The following is a 19,415-nucleotide window of genomic DNA, read 5'->3' as shown; positions in this document are numbered from 1 at the left end:
AGTGTATGTGGCTATTTCATTTGTTTGAGCAGATTCATTCTGGATGTTTACATTATGAACATCCCCGTTAACTATTTGAGTGTTCCCATAAAAATTAGCATTTTTAAAATTATTTTTCTGTATCATATTTTTTCCGCATTAGATTTCAAATGATTAGTCAATAAACTATAAAACCATTCTATGAAAAATCCCCCAACTCTGTCCCCAAAAAATCCGCCACATCACGGACGCTTTGGCTATGGCGGACGTCTTCGTGCATGATGAGATAAAGCGGTGTGCTAAGGCTTGGCATGGTGGTAAGTTCGGTCATCGCCTCTGTGTGGTAATCACAAGGCAAAAGCCCAATGCCAAGTTTGTGGACAATGGCGGTCTGCATTATCTGAAAATCATTGCACACAAAGCAAACAGGCTTTTCCGCCAGCTGTTCCTCCACCCATTTGACCTGCGTACCGCCTAAGTGCAAGCCCAGATATTGCCAAGCATCTTTGGGCGTGTCGGCAAGATAATCTTGATGCCCATACCAGCGGTAATCAATATCGCATAGACGGCGGGCAACAAGGTCGTTTTGCTCGGGCTGGGTAATCCTTAGGGCAATGTCTGCCTGACGCTGATGCAGGCTGCTTAAGGTCGGGTCGCTGGTCAATACCAAGCGAATATGAGAAAAACGCTGATAAAAGAGCGGCAACAGCGGGGCAATCAAGGCATGAGCAACAAAGGGCGAAACCGACAGCAACACCTCGCTGACCGCCTGCTGGCTATCTTCGGCGGTTTGGTGGAACTGGCGGATATTAAATTGCAGTTTTTTCGCTTCAGGATAAAGCCGTTCCCCTGCTGCCGTGAGCAAATAGCGTTTATTGATGCGGTCAAAAAGATGCAGATTGAGCTGTTTTTCCAAGCGTTCAATACGGCGGGCGACCGTGCTGTGCTCTACACCCAAAGCCTCGGCGGTGGCGGTGAGCGTCTGTTTTTCAACCAGCAACAAAAAATAGTGAATATCGTTCCAATCAAGTTGCATAAGAATGTGCATAAATCGTCATTGTTTTGCATTTTATCCATATTATTGAACAATAACAAGCGGTAAAATAACCCCACATCAAATAATTTTTGGAGAAAAAACCATGAAAAAACCGCTGATTACCGCTGCCTTACTGTTTGGATTGACCGCTTTGCCTGCGATGGCACAGCCCGTCCATCAGCCCAAAGCCAACCTCGTTCCCATGCAAAAAACACAGGTTGCAGGCTACTTTCGCCAAATGGTCGGCGATTACGAAGTTACCGCCCTTTATGACGGCGTAGGCAATCTGGACACCGCCCTGATGGCAAAGCACACCGACCTTAGCGAACAAACACTCAACCAACTGCTTGATGATGCCTTTGTTCCCCGAACCCATCTTGGCGGCATGGAAGGCACCATCATTGGCTTTTTAATCAACACAGGCCGCCACCTTATCCTCATTGATGCAGGCAAAGGCGAAGTCCAAGCCCCCATCTTTTTGGACAAACAAGGGAGGCTCCTTGACAGCCTGCGCGCCTCAGGCTACCGCCCCGAACAAATCGACATCATCTTGCCCACCCACATGCACGCCGACCACCTAAACGGCATCGTCCACAAAGGCAAACGCACCTTCAAAAACGCAACCCTCTATCTGGCAGAACAAGAAAAAGCCTTTTGGCTTGACACACCCATAAACAGGCTGCCTGAAACCGTCCGCCCCTATGTTGAACTGGCACGCCAAGCCGTCCGACCCTATGCCAAAGCAGGGCGGGTCAAATACTACCCATCGGGCAAAGAAATCTTTGAAAACCTAACCGCCATACCGCTCTTTGGGCATACCGCAGGGCATAGCGGCTTTCTCATTGAATCCAAAGGCGAAAAACTGCTTATCTGGGGCGACCTCATGCACAGCCCAGCCATACAAATGCCGCACCCAGAAGTCGCCATAGACTTTGATGCCAATGCCGAGCAAGCCCGAAAAACCCGTCAGACCATGCTCAAAAACATCGTGGCGGAAAAAACACTCATCGCAGGTGCACATCTGCCATTTCCAGGGCTTGGACACCTACAAAAAGACGGCGAAGGCTACCGCTTTATCCCCGTACAATACCGCCCCCTTGACCAACACTAAACACCCAAGGAGAACACCATGAACGACCGTTACGCACCGCTCTTTACCCCCTTTACCCTTAATAACGGCATCACCATCAAAAACCGCCTTGCTGTTGCCCCGATGACCCACTTCGGAGCCAACCCAGATGGCAGCCTAGGCGAAGAAGAAGCCCGCTTCATTGAAGGCAGAGCCGCTGACTTTGGACTCTTCATCACCGCCGCCACCCTTGTCGCCGAAAACGGCAAAACCTTTCCTGGCCAGCCCCACGCCATCGGACAAGAAAACCTGCCACGGCTGACCGCTCTTGCCGAACGGATTAAAAAACAAAACGCCAAAGCCATCTTACAAATCCACCACGGCGGAGCTCGTGCAGCAGACTTTGGACTCATCAAACACCCCCTTGCCCCAAGTGCCATCAACCAAGCCAAAGCCCTAGAAGACAGCGAAATTCACGCCATCATCAACGCCTTTGGACAAGCCACCGAACTTGCCCTGCAAGCAGGCTTTGACGGCATAGAAATCCACGGTGCCAACGACTACCTATTGCAACAATTTTACTCAGCCAAAACCAACCGCCGCACCGACCAATGGGGCGGCAGCCCAGAAAACCGCATGCGGTTTCCGCTTGCCGTGATTGACGCTGCCGTTGCCGCCAAACAACGCCATCAGCGAGACGACTTCATCATCGGCTACCGCTTCTCACCCGAAGAAGCAGGCGAAGACGGACTCACCATGCACGACACCTTGCAGCTCATCGACCGCCTCCTTGACAAACCCCTGCAATACCTGCACGTATCCCTATGGGACTTCTACAAAAAAGCCCGCCGAGGTGCCGACACAAACCAAAGCCGCATGCAGCTTATCCACGAACGCATTGGCGGCAAACTCCCGCTTATCGGCGTAGGCAACCTCTTTACCGCAGACGACCTCATCGCCGCCTACCAAACAGGCTGGGCAGAATTTTTGGCGGTAGGCAAAGCCTCGCTCATCAACCCAAACTTTGCCACCCTTATCAAAACAGGCAAAGAAGAGCAAATACAAACCGCCATTGACCCCGAAAGAAAAACCGCCTACCGCTACCCAGAAGCCCTATGGCAACAGCAACTGCAAGGCCCATCATGGCTGCCGCCGCTAAAAGGTGCCGACTGGCAGCCAAGAGATGTGTAAGCGGTGATGGGATAAGGAGATTGTGTTAGAAAAGGCTGCCTGAAAGTCAAATGTAAGTTTTCAGGTAGCCTTTTTATTGTTGAAGAATAAAAGAGCGGTCAAAAATCTTGAAGTTTTTATCGCTCTTTAAGGGAAAGCATGGCTTTTGCCATAAAAACTTATCTAAAAACTTTCACCCAGCCCCTTCATTTAGCCTTGATGCTTTTCGCCCCATCACAAAGCTAATCGGCAAGCATTTCAATCAGAAAATCGGCCACCGTCCGCACTTTTTTTGACGCACGAACGTCCTCATGCATCACCAAATAAAGCGGGGCGGTGAAGTCTTCCATCTCCTCAACGGCAGCAAAATCAGGGTGGTCGGCATGGCAAATCGGCAATAAACCAATGCCCATTTTTTGGGCAATCGCCGCCTTCATCACCTGAAAATCATTGCAGGCAAAGCGAATCGGCTTGCTGTTAAGCTCGGTTTGCAGCCATTTTTCGTGCGTGCCAGCAAGCTGTAGGCTTAAGTATTGCCAGCTTTCTTGCGGCTCGTGCTGAAGATAGGAGCGATGGGCAAACCAGCGGTATTTGACGTAGCACAAACGGCGTGCCACCAAGTCTTCTTGCAGCGGCTCGGCAATCCTTAGGGCGATGTCGGCTTGGCGGGCGTGCAGATTGCTGATGACCGAATCGCTCTGGATAATCAAGCGGATATGCGAAAACCGCTGATAAAAGACGGCAAGGGTGGGTGCCAGCAGGCTGTTGGCGACAAAGGGCGGTGCCGAAACCGCCACTTCACCCACCGATTCCCGCTTATCCTGTGCCGTTTGGGCAAATTGCTTGATGTTTAGCTGCAATTTTTTGGCTTCTTGGTACAGCTCTCTGCCATCATCGGTCGGCAGATAACGCTTGTTGATGCGGTCAAAGAGGTGTAGTCCAAGCTGTTTTTCCAGACGTTCAATCCGCCGTGATACCGTACCATGTTCGACATTTAGGGCATTTGCCGCCGCCGTTAAGGTCTCTTTTTCCATCAGTAAGATGAAATAATGCACATCGTTCCAGTCTAAATTCATCGCTTAATCGTGAAAAAATAAACATTACTGTCAATTTTAAGTCTATTTATGTGAAAAAACAACGGATAAAATACGCTTAAATCTTTGATTGTTCTAGTCGCTTAAATTCAAATGAAGACAAGGCGAAGGCGGTCGAAAGTGTACAGATGGTCCATGAGGAAGCTTTAAACGCCGTATTTGCTTGAATTTAAATGACGCTACTGAAAAACAGGAAAAACCATGTTCTTAAAACATTATTTTACACATTACCGTGGTGAGTGGATTTTGCTGCTTGCCACCCTTGCCGCCGCCTTTGGCTGGCTGTTTTCCAAAAGTGCGATCGCCGAATTGCCAGCGGTAACCTTTGTGAGCTTGCGTTTTGGTGCGGCGGCCCTTATCTTTTTTCCCTTTGCTTTTCGTGGACTTGGGCGGTTAAGCCGTAAACAGTGGCAGCAAAGCCTGCTTGTTGGCTTATCTTTTAGCCTGTATCTTTTTTTCTGGGTGCTTGGTGTCAAGCACACCCAAGAGCTCGGCAAAGGGGCGTTTTTGTTAAGCCTTGCGATGCTTGCCGCCCCGTTGATTGCGTGGCTGATTTATCAAGAGCGACCCGTAAGGCGGTTTTGGCTTGCCCTGCCGATTGCCGTTTTGGGCATGATTTTTTTGGCATCAAGCGGTCTTTCTTCGGGCGGCGGATTTGGGCTTGATACGCTGTTCTTTTTATTGACGGCACTTTGGGCGGGTATTCAGTTTGTGTTAAACAGCCGCTACGCAAAGTCGGTGCCGATTTTACCGCTGACCTTTATCCAGCTTGCGATGGTTGGGCTGTCAAGCGGTTTTTATGCACTGTTGGCAGAAGATATGCCGTCTTCTGTTGGCTTGATGACGTGGCTTTGGCTTGCCCTTAGCGTCTTGATTGGCACCAATGCCCGCTTTTTGCTGCAAACCTTTGGGCAAAAATTAAGCGATGTCGGCAATGGGGCGTTAATCATGATTTTAGAACCCGTTTGGACAATGCTGCTTAGCGTGATGTTTATGCAAGAAATGCTTGGCACGTCAAAAATCATCGGCTGCGTGCTGATTTTGCTTGCGTTGCTGCTCTACCGTGTGAAACGGCTGCCCAAAGCTGCAAGCCTGCATGGCAAAAAATCCCGTAAACAAGTGGGCATTTCGCTCTCTTCAGCAAGCCCTTGTATCAAAAAAGGGGATTAAAAGTGCGGTCAAAAATCTTTAAGTTTTTATCCTGATTTGATGGATTTTTGGCTCTTATCTTTAAACCCTTTTTCTAATCACTCGGGTGGAAATTCCTATTGAATAAAACCGCTATTTAAAAGCATTTTCTAAATCAGGCTGCCTGAAAGTTTGATATTTTCAGGCAGCCTTTTTATGGCCAAAACTTGGGCATTTTATACGGCTGCCATCAGCTGGTTAATCAGCTCTTTGACCGATACGATGCGGTTGATTCTGCTCACACCTGTGCCAACGGAAACATAGCCCTGTTCAAAATCGCCCTCCAGCATACCAAGACGCATACCTGTACCGCCATTCATCAGCTTGGCAATCTCGGCACGGCTTGCTCCCTCTTCGCTCATGGCGTGCAGTTTTTTGCCAAGGGCGGTCGGCAGTGAGCGATAGTAGTAAGGCTCTGTGCGATACAGCAGCAAATCGTCCGCACTGGCTTGAGTCAGCCATTCTTTGACACTTTGGGCGGCACGGCATTCATGGGTGGCAATAAAGGCGGTGCCAACATAAACACCCTCTGCACCCAAAACCATGGCCGCACGCACGCTATCGGCATCGGCAATACCGCCAGCCAGCATCAAGGGCAATTTGACTTTGCCGACAAAATCCGCCAGCGCGCTAAAGCTGCCCACCTCTTTTTGCGGCAGCGTACCGCCTTCATCAAAGCCTGTAACAACCAAAATATCTGCCCCCAGTGCTTCGGCTTTTTGGGCATCTTGAAGGTTTGGGTTGCCAAGACGGCAGATGATGGTCATGCCAGCATCTTTAAAACGCCGATACAGTGTTTCATCTAAATAACCATTATCAAGCACCACAGGCACCTGCTCTTCAATCAGCAAATCGGCCATACGTGGCATCAAAGACAAATCATAAGAAACCACCACAGGCACGCCAAAGGGCTTGTCGGTCAAAGTCCGAACCTTGGCAATTTCGGCACGCATACGGCTTAAGACTTCATCGTTTGAGCTTGGATTGCTGTTTTGTCCCGCATGGGGAGCCAAAAAGCCAAGCCCGCCCGCTTCATTGACGGCGGCAACCAGCTTGGCATCGGTCAGCCACGACATGGGGGCTTGGATAATGGGGTGGGTGATGTGCAGAAGGTCGCAAATACGGTTCATGGGAAGACTCCTTGTTGATGTAGATGATTATGATGAGATTATATATTCTTGAAATTAAAAAGATAACCCATTAAAATAAGAACCAAATTTTCATTTATGGAAAGATAATGGATTTAAATGCTCTGCGTTTATTTGTGGCGGCGGTGCAGTGCGGCAGTCTTTCTAAAGCCAGTCAGCAGCTTGATATTCCGCTTGCGACCTTAAGCCGTCAGATTGTCAAATTGGAAGCTGCGTTGCAGGTGCAGCTATTTAATCGCTTTAAGGCAGGCGTTAAGCCGACTGAAGCGGGTTTGAGGCTTTATGAACAGGTGCATTTGCCGATGGATAATCTGCTCAACGCCCAAGAGGCCTTGTTTCACGAACAAAACGAGCTGGCAGGCAGGCTACGGCTTTCGGCGATACCGACCTGCACCCCTTTGCTTGCGTGGGTTGATGAATTTTGTCAGCGTTATCCCAAGGTGCAGGTGCATTGCCAATTGACCGAGAGGGTTTTGGATTTGGCGGCCGATGGCATTGACATTGCCTTTCGCGTGGGCAATTTGCAGGCCGATCATCTGATTGCCAAGCCCATTTTGCAAAGCCGTGCCAAGCTGGTTGCCCACCCAAGTCTTTTGGCAAAATGGGGTGTGCCTCAAGACCCGCAGGCCTTGAGCCGCTTGCCTTGTGCAGGCTGGGGCAGGGGTGATGCCATGATGACTTGGCAGCTGGGCGATGAGCGGTTAAACCTTAACTATCGCTTTGCAAGCAATGATTCTTACGCTTTGGTTTTTGCGGCCAAAGCAGGCATGGCGATTTGTCAGCTGCCTGACTTTCTTGCCGATGATTTGATACAAAAAGAGGGGTTGGTCGAGGTGTTGGTGGATTATCCGCAGCCTGCCCATGAGCTGTATATGCTTTATGCCGCCCACCGCTACCCATCAAGAACGATTAAGACCTTTATTGATTTTGTCAAACACAAAAGCCCGCTCTATAAGCAAAAGGCTGCTTACTAAAGCGGGGATTGGCTTGGGTAAGTGTTTGGATTAAAGAGCGGTCAAAAATCTTGAAGTTTTTATCGCTGTTTTGATGATTTTTTTAATAACTTGGGTGAAAATTCCTACTGAATAAAACCGCTATTTAAAGGCGTATTTTTTTAATTAGGCTGCCTGAAAGTTTGATATTTCCAGGCGGTTTTTTTATGAAATGAAATAAAAAAATCAGTGAAAAAACGGGTATTTTTCGCTTTAATCTTTAACCCCTTTTTCTCATAACTCGGGTGAAAATTCCTATTGAATAAAACCGCTATTTAAAGGCGTATTTTTTTAATTAGGCTACCTGAAAGTTTTTATTTTAAGTTTTCAGGTAGCCTTTTTTATTGTCAAAGGATAAAAAATCGGTCAAAAATCTTTAAGTTTTTATCCTGATTTGATGGATTGTTGGCTTTTATCTTTAACCCCTTTTTCTAATAACTCGGGTGAAAATTCCTATTGAATAAAATTCCCGTTTAAAAGTATTTTTTTAATTAGGCTGCCTGAAAGTTTACATTTTCAGGCAGCCTAAAATCCTAAACAATCCTGCCAAACTGCATTTCATTGTCTTTGAGCCGCTGTATATCACGGTGGGGCGGTTCGCCAAACAGTCGGGCGTATTCACGGTTAAATTGGGTCGGGCTTTCATAGCCCACGGCAAAGGCGGCGGTGGTGGCATCTTGATTTTCTTTAAACATCAGCCGTCTGGCGTGCTGGAGGCGAAGCTGCTTTTGGTATTGCAAGGGGCTTACGCCTGTCAGTTTTCTAAAGTGCTGGCGAAAGGACGATGGGCTCATGTGTGCCTGTTCTGCCAGTTGGTTGATGTCGGTCTTTTGGGTGTAATGCTCGTTAAAATAGGCAATAATTTTGGCAATGTTGCGTTCGGCACTGCCTTGCATCAAGAGCCTTTTTAGCATGGGCTGATGCACGCCGTTTAAGAGGCGTACGGCGATTTCACGTTCAATCAAGGGGGCAAGGTGCGGCTGCCATTGGGGTTCGTCAAGCAGGGCGGTGTAACGCACCACCGCATCAAGCAATCCCTCATCAATCGGGGCGACCGATAGGCTATCCGAAAGGCTTGATTGCTTGGTCTGCCAGTCGGTCTGTTCGGCAAGTTCACGCAAGAGCATCACATCAAGTTCAATTCTTAAGCTGAGGTAGGGCGTGTTTTGGCTTGCCTGCAAAACGTGCGATACCACAGGCAAATCAAGGGTGGTCAATGCGGCATCGCCTTGGGCAAGCTGCATGATTTCGTTGCCAAAATTGACGTGTTGCACGCCTTGCACGACCACAAACAGGCTAAGCGGATAGATGCAAGGCACGGGGTGGGTGCGGTGGTTGCGGCGGCAGAGGTTTAAGGCGGGCAGGGCGGTGTCAGAAAAGCTGCCTTCTTTCTGGGTGAAGCGTTTGATGAGGCTGGCAAGTTTTTCCCATGGGTCTTGATACATGATGCGGCTTCCTAAATGTTTTTAGGGTGATTTTAAGGGAATTTGTCAAATTAGGCAAGAATTGGCTTCGTTTTGGCAAATATGGCGGCAGGATTTAACCGATAATAACGCCATCAAAGCTTTTCAACATGAAAGCTTTTCAACATCAAAACTTTTTAAGCGGAGTATTTTTTATGATTTATGCCACAGACAAGACCTTTTCTGATGAAGTGTTAAATGCAAACACGCCCGTGCTGGTTGATTTTTATGCCGATTGGTGTCCGCCTTGCCAAATGATTGCCCCTTTGCTTGATGAATTGGCAGAGGATTACGCAGGCAAGGCCAAGGTGGTGAAAGTCAATGTTGATGACAATCCTAAGCTTTCTGCCCAATATGGCATTCGCAATATCCCAACGCTGATGACCTTTAAAGCAGGGCAAATGACAGCACGCCACGCAGGTGCGATGCCCAAATCTGCCCTTGCACAATTGATTGATAAAGAACTTTAAGGAGAACACGATGACCCCTTTTGCTGATGTTACAAAAATTAACGAGCTTGCCGCCCGTATTCAAAACGATGCCAAACTTGGCGAATTTACCCTGCACATGAGCAGTGAATCAAACGGCGGTGTTGGCGTAAAAACCGCAACAGGCATCACGGTGCAAGGCGGTGTTGCCGATAACAGCCGTGTGAATAAATTCATCACGCTTGGCGATGAACCGCAGGCGGTGCTGGGCGAAGACCGTGCCTTAAGCCCGATGGAGTATGTTTTGCAGGCGTTGGCAGGCTGTTATACCGCAACCCTCACGCTGCTTGCTGCTGGCAAGGGCATTGAATTAAGCCGTATTGATTTAAAGCTTAGCGTGGATTTTGATTTAAATGGCTTTTTGAAGTTTAAAGACGTTCGCAGCGGTGCAAGCCAAATCCGTGTGGATATTCACCTAGAAAGTCCAAATACCGATAAAGAAAAGCTTGATGCCTTGGTTGATGAAATCGCCAATCATTCGCCCGTGTATGACACGCTGGTCAATCCCGTTAACGTGATTAACCGCTCGGTGTAAGGACAATAAAGAAAGCCTGAGCTTGGCTTTGGCTTTCTTTGCCGATGGCTTTTTAACTTTTATCGTGTGAACTTTTATCACGTGAACCTCATATTTTTTTAAGGAAAATCATGTCAAACCGTATTGTATCGCTGCTTAATATTGAAAAACCCTTTATCCAAGCCCCGATGTCTTGGGTAACCAATGCCGAATTTGTCGCCGCCGTCAGCAACGCAGGCGGACTGGGCGTACTTGGGCCCAACGCAGGACAAACCACCTTGACCACAAGCCCCGAAGAGACGGCAGAACGTATGCGTCAAGAAATCCGCAAAACCAAAGCCTTGACCGACAAGCCCTTTGGCGTCAACCTCGCCCCCAATGCCGACCAAGCCAAAGACCCATGGACACGCCCCATTCTCAACGTCATCAAAGAAGAAGGCGTTCATGCCGTGGTGTGGATGGGCATGGGCGAAGGCACGGTGCTGCCTGAAATCTTTGCCGAACTCAAACAGGCAGGCATCAAAATACTCTATCGGGCCATCACCCCAACCGTCCAAAACACCCGTCAGGCAGAAGAGGCAGGTGCCGACATCATCGTTGCCACAGGCTTTGATGAAGGCGGATTGATGCCAGAACGTGCCATTGGCACCTTTGCCATTGTGCCCATGATTGCCGATGCCGTGCGTCAAGCCCCCGTGCTGGCAGCAGGCGGTATCGCCGATGCACGAACCGCCAAAGCCGCCTTTGCCTTGGGGGCAGAAGGCATCTTTGTTGGCACCGCCCTGCTGGCAACCCACGAAAACCCAGCCCACCCCAAGGTCAAACAAGCACTCATAGACAGCCAGCCGACCGATCTCTTGCTCTTTCGGGCACCGCCAAGCTTTGTCCGCTCAACCGCTGGCAAACTGGCCAAAGAACTTGCCGAAAAATCCCTAAACGGTGCAGATGATGCCGAAATCAGCCAGCGTCTGGCAGGTTTATCAGGATTTGGCACAGGCATGATGCAAGGCGACCTTGACAGCGGTTGGGGCAGCTTTGGCTTAGGCGTTGGCCATATCCACCGCATTAAAAGCGTGGCAGAGGCGATGGCCGATATGCTCTCATGGCAGAATACATGAAAAAAGCCACAAGCCTTGCCGAGGTTGAGCGTCATATCACGGAGCATGATTTAAGTCTTGTTTATATCACTGCCCCAAAATGCGGCGTGTGCAGCGTCTTGCATCACAAGCTCAAAAACTTTGCCGAACGTGAACAGCTTGCCGTCATAGAAGCAGACATCGCACAGTTGCCAAGTCTTGCAGGGCGGTTTTTGGTCTTTACCGCCCCCACGCTGCTGCTTTTTTGGAAGCAACAAGAAATCTTACGGCAGGCACATTTTATCCGCCTAAACGACTTTGGAGCAAAACTTAGCAGCTACCAAGATTTATCATATTAGGCAAGAAAAAGCTTCTTTTGGGCAAATCAAGATAGCAGAAAAACGCTATTATAGCCGCTTAAATTCACACGAAGACAAGGCGAAGGCGACCGAGGTGTACAGGCAGTACATGAGGGAGCCTTCAACTCTGTATTCGTTTGAAGTTAAATGACGAGATTTGACCCTAACGCAGATAACACATCTGCCAAACATCACTTACTTTTAAGAGGAATAACCCATGAAAAACTTTGAAAACCGCAAATTATTGGTCGTTGGCGGCACAAGCGGCGTAGGACTTGCCATTGCTGAAGCCATTTTGGCACAGGGCGGTAAAGCCGTTATTTTAGGCAATAATCCCGACAAAGCCGAAACCGCCCGTCAAACCTTAGCCGAACGCTACGGACAAGAAAAAGTCAGTGCCTTAACCGCCAACCTGCTCTCAATGACAAGCGTGCAAGCATTGATAGCCAAGCTCAACGCCGAACACAGCGACATAGATTTATTGGTCAATAGTGCAGGCGTGTACTTCCCCAACCGCTTCTTGGAAACCGATGAAGCCCAGTATGACGGCTATCTAGGCATCAACAAAGCCATCTTTTTCATCACCCAAGCGGTTGCCAAACTGATGATTGACAACAAAAAAGCAGGCTCAATCGTCAACATCACCGCCGCCTTATCGCACTTGCCCATCAAATCCACACCGATGGCGGCCTACTCCATGGCCAAATGGGGGCTTGAGGCACTCACCAAAAACGCCGCCGCCGAACTTGCCGAATACGGTATCCGTGTCAATGCTCTGCCGATTGGCATCATTGAAACCCGCATTTTTGAACGCTTTGCAAGCGGCGAACAGGTAAAAGACACCCTAGAAAACTTCAAAAAATACCACGCCTTAGGACGCAACGGCACGGTAGAAGATGTTGCGGCTACAGCTGTTTTCCTGCTCTCCGACCAAGCAAGCTGGGTTACAGGCAGCATTTGGCATGTGGACGGCGGTGCCATGACACGCCGTGATGACGTATAGCAAGCCCCGCAAATTGCCCTTTGCTGCAAAAAGCTGCCTGAATGTTTTAGGATTTTCAGGCAGCGTTTTTATTGGGAAAGGGGGATTAAAAGTGCGGTCAAAAATCCTGCTATTTTTGCCGTAATTTGATGGATTTTTGCTTTTATCTTTAAACCCTTTTTCTACTGACTCGGGTGAAAATTTATATTAAACAAAACCGCTGTTTAAAAGCGTTTTCCAAATCAGGCTACCTGAAAGTTTGATATTTTCAGGCTGCATTTTTATTGGAAAAAGGGGATTAAAAGTGCGGTCAAAAATCTTCAAGGTTTTTAGCCTGATTTGATGATTATTTCTAATAACTCAGGTGAAAATTCCTATTGAATAAAACCGCTATTTAAAAGCATTTGCCCAATCAGGCAGCCTGAAAGTTTGATATTTTCAGGCTGCATTTTTATTGGAAAAAGGGGATTAAAAGTGCGGTCAAAAATCTTCAAGGTTTTTAGCCTGATTTGATGGGTTTTTGTTTTGATTTTTGAATGATTTTTCTACTGGCTTGGGTGGAAATCTTGTGTTTTGATTGAATAAAAGGCTACTTGAATATCCTAAACTTTCAGTAAAGCATTTTCTATATCGGAAGCATCTTATCAATAAACTTTCTCATCAAAAAATCAATCGCTGCCTGCACAGGTTTGATTTGTTGCAGATTTGCGGGTAGTAGATAGACTTTGGGGCTATGTCGCTAATGATGTTGCATAGGAGTATAAAGACTAATTATCAAACAAAACGATCCTCAAAAAAACATATTTACAAATCTATTTTTATAGATATAATATTCCCCATCAACTAACTAATCAGACAACACTATGCCAATTACCGATACCCTTAAAGTGCTTGCCAACGAAGGCCGCCTGCAAATGCTGCAATGGCTCAAATCACCGCACGCACATTTCACCTCTGCTGAGTTTTCCGCTGAAGCCATCAATGCCGAAGGCGGTGTCTGCGTGCAGGCGGTGGTCATCAAAAGCGGTTTGGCACAATCAGTGGTTTCTGCTTATTTAAACAGCTTAAAACAAGCAGGGTTGCTGACCATGAAACGAGAAGGCAAATGGACGTATTACCGCTATGATGCGAGCGCCGCCACACAGTTTTTAAGTCAGTTACAGCAAGTTTTGTAAGCATTTAACCGCCCTTTACGGGGCGTTTTTACAACCTAATATTCAAACAAATTTAAAGTAAGACAAGGAAAACGAGCGAAGCTGTATGCCGTAATACTGCAAGCGAGTTTGACACCGTATTACTTTAAATTTGGCAGAATATATCTAAATTTCTAGATTTAACGAATTAAAAAATACAGGAGCAACCCATGCAAATCACCCTCTTTTCCGACTATGCTTGCCCTTTCTGCTACATCGGCAAACGCTATCTTGAACAGGCACTTGCCCAATTTGAGCATGCCGACCAAGTGCAAATCCATCACAAAGCCTTTGAACTCTATCCGCAGGCAGGCAAAACCGTTACCAACACCACGCAAGGACGGATTGAATGGAAATACCAAAAAAGCCCAAGCGATGCCCTCGCGATGATTCGCGGCATTGAACAAAAAGCCAATCTCGCAGGCATCAATATGCGCTACGCCGAAGCCCAAAACACCAATATGTTTGATGCACACCGCTTAACCAAACTGGCCGCCACGCTGGGTAAAGAAGAACAAATGGCCGAACGTCTGTTTGCCGCCTATTTCACCGACAGCCTGATTCTTGCCGACCACGAAACGCTCTGCCGCCTTGCCGAAGAAGTGGGCATTGAGCGCAGCCGTGTGGAGCAAATGCTTGCCTCTGATGAATTTGCCGAAGCGGTGCGTGCCGATGAAACTGCCGCCCAGCAAAAAGGCGTACACGCGGTGCCATATTTTGAAGTGGACGGCATACCCATCAACGGTGCTTTGCCAGTATCACATTTCTTGGCGGTACTGCAAGACGCTTGGCAGCAGCAAAATCAGCAAGCTATTGAAGGGGCTTCATGCGGAGTAGATGGATGCCATTAATCCCACGTACCGAACCGCTCGTCATTGCCCCTGACGCTGCTCAATCCTGCGTGATTTTTCTGCATGGATTGACCACAAGCGGACAACATTTCCGTTCGCTGGCTGAATATTTGCAGCAAAAACTGCCGCATACCGCCTTTATCCTGCCGCACGCCCCGATTCGCCCAGTTACTTGGGCTGGCGGCAACACTTCAGGCTGGTATGACTTACGCGGTGATAATTTTTTGCAAAATGAAGATAAAGACGGATTGCAAGAGGCAGCCGCCTACGTGCATCGCCTGATTGCAGAAGTGCAGCGGCAAGGCATTGCCAGTCAAAACATCGTGCTGGGCGGTTTTTCGCAAGGTGGTGCGGTTTCCTTACTGGCAGGACTGACTGCCATACAGCCGCTTGGCGGATTGTTTAGCCTATCGGGCTACCTGCCGCTTGCAGAATCCCGCAAAGATTATGAAACGGACGCCAATCTGCACACGCCGATTTTTATGGCACAGGGGCAATACGATAAGCTTATCACTGAAACGCAGATACAGCCTGCCGTCAATGCCCTTGCCAAACGGGAAAACTTCAGCTTCCACAGCTATCCGATTGGTCATGAAATCAGCCAGATGGAAATTGATGATTTAGCGGCGTGGCTAATAAATATCACGCAGTGATCTTAAATCATACGGAACAGGCTTGCTTTGCTATTTTTCACCATAACAGCAAGCCTTATTGGGTTATTTCAAATAACAAAAAATCGAAAACGCAACTACATTAACACCAAAAGTTGATTATCTTATAAGATGAACAATGAACTTTGATTTATTACCGTTTATCCCAAAAGCAGAGAAACCAGTACGATTTAAAAGGCACCGCTAATACATCAGGAACAGAAAACAGCCTTGCTAAGCAATCGCCTAAAATGTAAAAAAATCTCTCAAAAAACCACCGCACTTGATTTTAATCACAAAACGTCACTAGAAGCGAGGAAAGAAACAACGTACAATCATCACGCTTTTAGTGAACATCAAAAGGAGAAAAAAATGGATAGACGACATTTCTTACGCGTAGGGGCATTAAGTTTATTTGCGATAAATAGTTTAAAATTAAGCGCGGCTGAACAAAATAATGCGTTGTCTTTGCGCATTATTGCGACAACAGATATTCACGGTTTTTTAACCGATTTTGATTATTATAAAGATGCACCAACCGATAAATTTGGTTTTACACGTGCTGCCAGTTTAATCGCAGCAGCACGGCAAGAAGTGAAAAATTCCGTGTTAGTCGATAATGGCGATTTAATTCAAGGCAACCCGATCGCAGATTATCAAGCCGCAAAAGGTGATAAAGAGGGGAAACCTAACCCCGCTATTTTAGCCTTAAATGCGATGCATTATGATGTGGGAACAATTGGTAATCACGAATTTAATTATGGTTTAGCCTATTTAGATCGCGCCATTAAGCAAGCTGATTTTCCAATTATTAATGCAAATGTCGTCAATGCCAACGATGAAAAACCGTATTTCCAACCTTATTTTATTCAAGAAAAAACCGTGACAGATAATGCCGGAAAATCGCATCAGATTAAGATTGGTTATATTGGTTTCGTTCCACCACAGGTTATGGTGTGGGATAAAGCAAATTTAGAAGGTAAAGTCAAAGCCTATGATATTAAGAAAACCGCAGAACACTATGTCCCTATTGTAAAAGCAAAAGGGGCAGATATTATTGTGGCGTTGGCACATACAGGGCCTTCCGATGAACCTTATAAAGAAGGGGAAGAAAATGCCGCATTCCATTTAGCTGATGTAAAAGGAATTGATGCGATTATCTTTGGGCATTCACACCGTTTATTCCCGAATAAAGAATTTGCCCACAGTAAAGGCGCAGATATTGAAAAAGGCACAATGAACGGCGTACCTGAAAGTATGGCGGGTTACTGGGCAAATAATATCAGTGTGGTTGATTTAACCTTAAACCAACATAATGGCAAATGGTTTGTGACTGACGGTAAAGCGGCATTGCGCCCAATTTATGATGCGGATAAAAAGAAAGCCCTCATAGGCAACCATCCTGAAATTGCGGCATTACTTGCACCTATTCATCAAGCAACGCGTGAATTTGTTGCACAACCGATTGGTAAAGCATCAGACAATATGTATAGTTTCCTCGCGCTATTCCAAGATGATCCAACGGTACAAATTGTTAATCAAGCACAGAAAGCCTATGCTGAAAATGTCGTTAAAAACCTACCAGAGCTGGCAGGAATTCCCGTGTTAAGCGCGGCTGCCCCTTTTAAAGTTGGCGGACGTAAAAACGATCCAACCGCCTATGTTGAGGTAGATAAAGGGAATTTAACCTTCCGCAACGCCGCCGATCTCTACCTTTATCCCAACACCTTAGTGATCGTAAAAGTGAGTGGGGCAGAACTTAAACAATGGCTTGAATGCAGTGCGGGAATGTTTAATCAGATTGATCCACAGAGTGATAAAGCACAACCTTTATTAAACTGGAATGGCTTCCGCACCTATAATTTTGACGTCATTGATGGGGTTAATTATCAAATTGATGTGAGCCAACCCGCACGTTATGATGGAGAATGCAAACTCATCAATCCTACCGCCTCGCGCATTGTCAACCTGACTTACCAAGGTAAGCCCGTGCAAGAGAGCGATCAGTTTTTAATCGCAACGAATAATTATCGCGCATATTCTGGCAAATTCCCGGGAACGGGGGATGCGCATATTGTCTTTGCCGCACCAGATGAAAATCGCCAAATTTTAGCGAACTATATCAGCCAAACCACAAAAGAAAAAGGCGAGGTGATACCTTCAGCAGACAATAACTGGCGATTAGCCCCTATTGCAACAAAGATACCACTCAATATCCAAGTGGAAACGTCACCAAGTGAGAAAGCCAATACGTTTATCAAAGAAAAAGCCCAATACCCTATGGATTATATCGGTCAAGATGAACTTGGTTTTGCAGTCTATAAAATAAATTTAAGCCAAAAATAGACCGCACTTTCTAATATGGCGATGTTTTCGCATCGCCATATACACTTACATATTGATTAAGGTGATTCTTCCCTCTCAGTAATCAATAACGATTAAATCTAAAGTGCGGTGAAAATTTTCCACATTTTCAATGAGTAATTTTTCAATCTGTGATCTACATCACAGGCACTTTATGATTCTCATCATATTTCCTCTCTTACCATTTTCTCTAAACTGCTATTAGCGATGAAAAATATCGTCAGGCAATGTTGAAATAAAACACACTTAGATCGCGTTGTTTTATTCCCAACTTCAACAACTATAGTTTCTATATATCACAGGGAGAAAAATATGCAATTTAACTGGAGTATAGATGGCAGTATTGTTGGACTTTATATTTTATTAAGTCTTGTTGTCGGCATTATTGTGCGTAAATATGTCAAAAATGTGAATGATTTCCTCGTTGCAGGTAGAAATGTAGATTTACACGTAGGGATTGCCTCTTTGGCTGCCACGGAATTTGGCATCATTACCTGTATGGCTGCAGCTCAACTAGGCTATAAATATGGTTTTGCGGGGGCAACGGTGGGATTAATTATGACTATCGTGATGTTCACTGTAGGGAAAACAGGATTTTGTATTGAACCTTTACGTAAAGCAGGCGTGGTAACTATTCCCGAGTTCTTTGAGCATAAGTTTGGTAAAAAAGTGCGATGGGCTGCTGGTGTCGTTATTGTTCTTGGTGGCTTACTTAATATGGGCGTTTTCTTGCGTACAGGCGGGGAATTTTTAGTTGCGGTAGCAGGACTTAAGCCTGAATATTTAGAAATTACGATGACGATTTTATTACTTGTTGTTGCGTTATATACCATATTGGGCGGTATGCTTTCTGTTTTAGTGACAGATTATATGCAATTTATTTTAATGAGTGTTGGCTTAGTTCTTACCACTTGCACTATTTTTTATCAAATTGGTTGGGATACTTTATTTGATACGGCTATTTCAAATTATGGTATGGGAGGAATTAACCCTTTTGTTAATCCAAATTTAGGTTGGCAATATGTGCTTTACACCGCTTTAGTCTTAACTGCCACCGTGCTAACTTGGCAAACGATGGTTTCACGTGTCCTGTCAGCAAAAGATGAGAAAGTGGCGAAACAAATGTACACCCGTACAAGTTTATTTTATATCGTTCGTTCTTTAATTCCTGTGATGTGGGGTGTTGCCGCTTTATCATTAGTTAGTTTAGAAAGTGTAGGAGGCAAACCGATTCAAGCGATGCCAACAATGCTATCCATTGTGATTCCAACAGGTATTATCGGTTTGCTTGTTGCGGCTATGTTGGCGGCAGATATGTCCACGAATTCATCATATTTATTAGGTTGGGCAAGTGTTATTTATAATGATGTTTTGATCATTTTCCATCAAAATAAATGGTCCGAACGTAAATCTATTGCCGTGAATCGAGTATTAGTCGCTTTAATTGGTATTTTCTTGCTCTTTTATGGATTATGGTATCCATTGAAAAGTGATCTTTGGGTCTATATGACCTTAACGGCGACAATCTATTCTGTGGCGGTATCAACATTACTTATTTCAGCTTGTTATTTCAAAAAAGCCAATAACTGGGGGGCGTATGCAACAATTGTGGTCGGTGCATTAACGCCACTTTCATACTTAGTTGCACAGCAAATTCCCGCCCTTGAACCGATTGCGAGTCAAATTGGTCCTTATTATTCAGGTATTGCAGCATTTGTTTTTGCTTGGATTGCAATGATTGTGGGTTCATTGCTAAAAAATGCATTGCGTAAATAGGGGGAAATATGACAGAGATACTC

General features: G+C 46.2%; 18 protein-coding genes. 14 read left to right on the top strand and 4 right to left on the bottom strand.

Translation table 11 applies throughout. From position 1 onward, the window contains the following. Positions 1–178: 178 nt before the first annotated feature. Positions 179–1,015, bottom strand: a complete 837-nt coding sequence (locus L4F93_RS04540; RefSeq protein WP_250351324.1) for a LysR family transcriptional regulator — start codon at positions 1,013–1,015, stop codon at positions 179–181. A gap of 103 nt (positions 1,016–1,118) precedes the next feature. Between L4F93_RS04540 and L4F93_RS04535 the strand changes: the two genes are divergently transcribed. Both L4F93_RS04535 and L4F93_RS04530 read left to right on the top strand, forming a co-directional pair. After that, positions 1,119–2,126, top strand: a complete 1,008-nt coding sequence (locus L4F93_RS04535) for an MBL fold metallo-hydrolase (RefSeq protein WP_250351323.1) — start codon at positions 1,119–1,121, stop codon at positions 2,124–2,126. An 18-nt stretch (positions 2,127–2,144) separates the two neighbouring features. Further along, positions 2,145–3,275 carry an NADH-dependent flavin oxidoreductase gene (locus L4F93_RS04530; RefSeq protein WP_250351322.1) on the top strand — a complete coding sequence of 377 codons (1,131 nt, stop codon included), beginning with the start codon at positions 2,145–2,147 and terminating at the stop codon, positions 3,273–3,275. Positions 3,276–3,496: 221 nt separating this feature from the next. On the opposite strand, the gene L4F93_RS04525 is transcribed toward L4F93_RS04530, so the two are convergent. Beyond that, positions 3,497–4,330, bottom strand: a complete 834-nt coding sequence (locus tag L4F93_RS04525) for a LysR family transcriptional regulator (RefSeq protein ID WP_250351321.1) — start codon at positions 4,328–4,330, stop codon at positions 3,497–3,499. A 219-nt stretch (positions 4,331–4,549) separates the two neighbouring features. On the opposite strand from L4F93_RS04525, the gene L4F93_RS04520 reads away from it, so the two are divergent. After that, positions 4,550–5,518 (top strand): DMT family transporter, encoded by a 969-nt coding sequence (locus L4F93_RS04520; protein ID WP_250351320.1) that lies wholly within the window; start codon positions 4,550–4,552, stop codon positions 5,516–5,518. 194 nt (positions 5,519–5,712) lie between these two features. Here the strand turns inward: L4F93_RS04520 and L4F93_RS04515 are convergent, their stop codons facing one another. Next, positions 5,713–6,666: an NAD(P)H-dependent flavin oxidoreductase gene (locus L4F93_RS04515; RefSeq protein ID WP_250351319.1), complete on the bottom strand. Its 954-nt coding sequence runs from the start codon at positions 6,664–6,666 to the stop codon at positions 5,713–5,715. Between the two features lie 107 nt (positions 6,667–6,773). Here L4F93_RS04515 and L4F93_RS04510 point away from each other — a divergent pair, with 107 nt between their 5' ends. Then, positions 6,774–7,658: a LysR family transcriptional regulator gene (locus L4F93_RS04510; protein ID WP_250351318.1), complete on the top strand. Its 885-nt coding sequence runs from the start codon at positions 6,774–6,776 to the stop codon at positions 7,656–7,658. A gap of 551 nt (positions 7,659–8,209) precedes the next feature. On the opposite strand, the gene L4F93_RS04505 is transcribed toward L4F93_RS04510, so the two are convergent. Further along, the gene (locus tag L4F93_RS04505) at positions 8,210–9,121 is read right to left on the bottom strand and encodes an AraC family transcriptional regulator (protein WP_250351317.1); all 912 of its coding nucleotides are present in this window, start codon (positions 9,119–9,121) and stop codon (positions 8,210–8,212) included. A gap of 173 nt (positions 9,122–9,294) precedes the next feature. On the opposite strand from L4F93_RS04505, the gene trxA reads away from it, so the two are divergent. The 10 genes from trxA to L4F93_RS04455 all read left to right on the top strand — a co-directional run bounded on the left by trxA (position 9,295) and on the right by L4F93_RS04455 (position 19,392). After that, positions 9,295–9,609, top strand: coding sequence for a thioredoxin (gene trxA, locus L4F93_RS04500; protein WP_250351316.1), 315 nt, complete (start codon positions 9,295–9,297; stop codon positions 9,607–9,609). 10 nt (positions 9,610–9,619) lie between these two features. Continuing rightward, a complete protein-coding gene (locus L4F93_RS04495; RefSeq protein ID WP_250351315.1) occupies positions 9,620–10,162 on the top strand; it encodes an OsmC family protein in 543 nt (180 codons plus the stop codon). A 110-nt stretch (positions 10,163–10,272) separates the two neighbouring features. Continuing rightward, complete coding sequence (locus L4F93_RS04490) at positions 10,273–11,259, top strand: NAD(P)H-dependent flavin oxidoreductase (protein WP_250351314.1); 987 nt, start codon at positions 10,273–10,275, stop codon at positions 11,257–11,259. Continuing rightward, positions 11,256–11,576, top strand: a complete 321-nt coding sequence (locus L4F93_RS04485; RefSeq protein ID WP_250351313.1) for a thioredoxin family protein — start codon at positions 11,256–11,258, stop codon at positions 11,574–11,576. Before L4F93_RS04490 ends, L4F93_RS04485 begins: the two co-directional genes overlap by 4 nt. A 217-nt stretch (positions 11,577–11,793) precedes the next feature. Then, on the top strand, positions 11,794–12,579 hold the full coding sequence (locus L4F93_RS04480; protein ID WP_250351312.1) for an SDR family NAD(P)-dependent oxidoreductase: 786 nt from the start codon (positions 11,794–11,796) through the stop codon (positions 12,577–12,579). 842 nt (positions 12,580–13,421) lie between these two features. Beyond that, positions 13,422–13,733, top strand: a complete 312-nt coding sequence (locus tag L4F93_RS04475; protein ID WP_250351311.1) for an ArsR/SmtB family transcription factor — start codon at positions 13,422–13,424, stop codon at positions 13,731–13,733. A gap of 188 nt (positions 13,734–13,921) precedes the next feature. Further along, positions 13,922–14,602: a DsbA family oxidoreductase gene (locus L4F93_RS04470; protein ID WP_250351310.1), complete on the top strand. Its 681-nt coding sequence runs from the start codon at positions 13,922–13,924 to the stop codon at positions 14,600–14,602. Further along, a complete protein-coding gene (locus L4F93_RS04465; protein WP_250351309.1) occupies positions 14,578–15,255 on the top strand; it encodes an alpha/beta hydrolase in 678 nt (225 codons plus the stop codon). Before L4F93_RS04470 ends, L4F93_RS04465 begins: the two co-directional genes overlap by 25 nt. A 369-nt stretch (positions 15,256–15,624) precedes the next feature. Next, positions 15,625–17,598 (top strand): 2',3'-cyclic-nucleotide 2'-phosphodiesterase, encoded by a 1,974-nt coding sequence (gene cpdB / locus L4F93_RS04460; RefSeq protein ID WP_250351308.1) that lies wholly within the window; start codon positions 15,625–15,627, stop codon positions 17,596–17,598. Positions 17,599–17,928: 330 nt separating this feature from the next. Then, positions 17,929–19,392: a sodium:solute symporter family protein gene (locus tag L4F93_RS04455; protein WP_250351307.1), complete on the top strand. Its 1,464-nt coding sequence runs from the start codon at positions 17,929–17,931 to the stop codon at positions 19,390–19,392. Positions 19,393–19,415 lie beyond the last annotated feature (23 nt).

The sequence above is a fragment of the Avibacterium sp. 20-132 genome (genome assembly GCF_023611925.1).
In the GTDB taxonomy this organism is placed as follows: domain Bacteria; phylum Pseudomonadota; class Gammaproteobacteria; order Enterobacterales; family Pasteurellaceae; genus Avibacterium.
The sequence above is the reverse complement of the archived record's forward strand: the minus strand, read 5'-3'. Positions and strand labels throughout refer to the sequence as shown.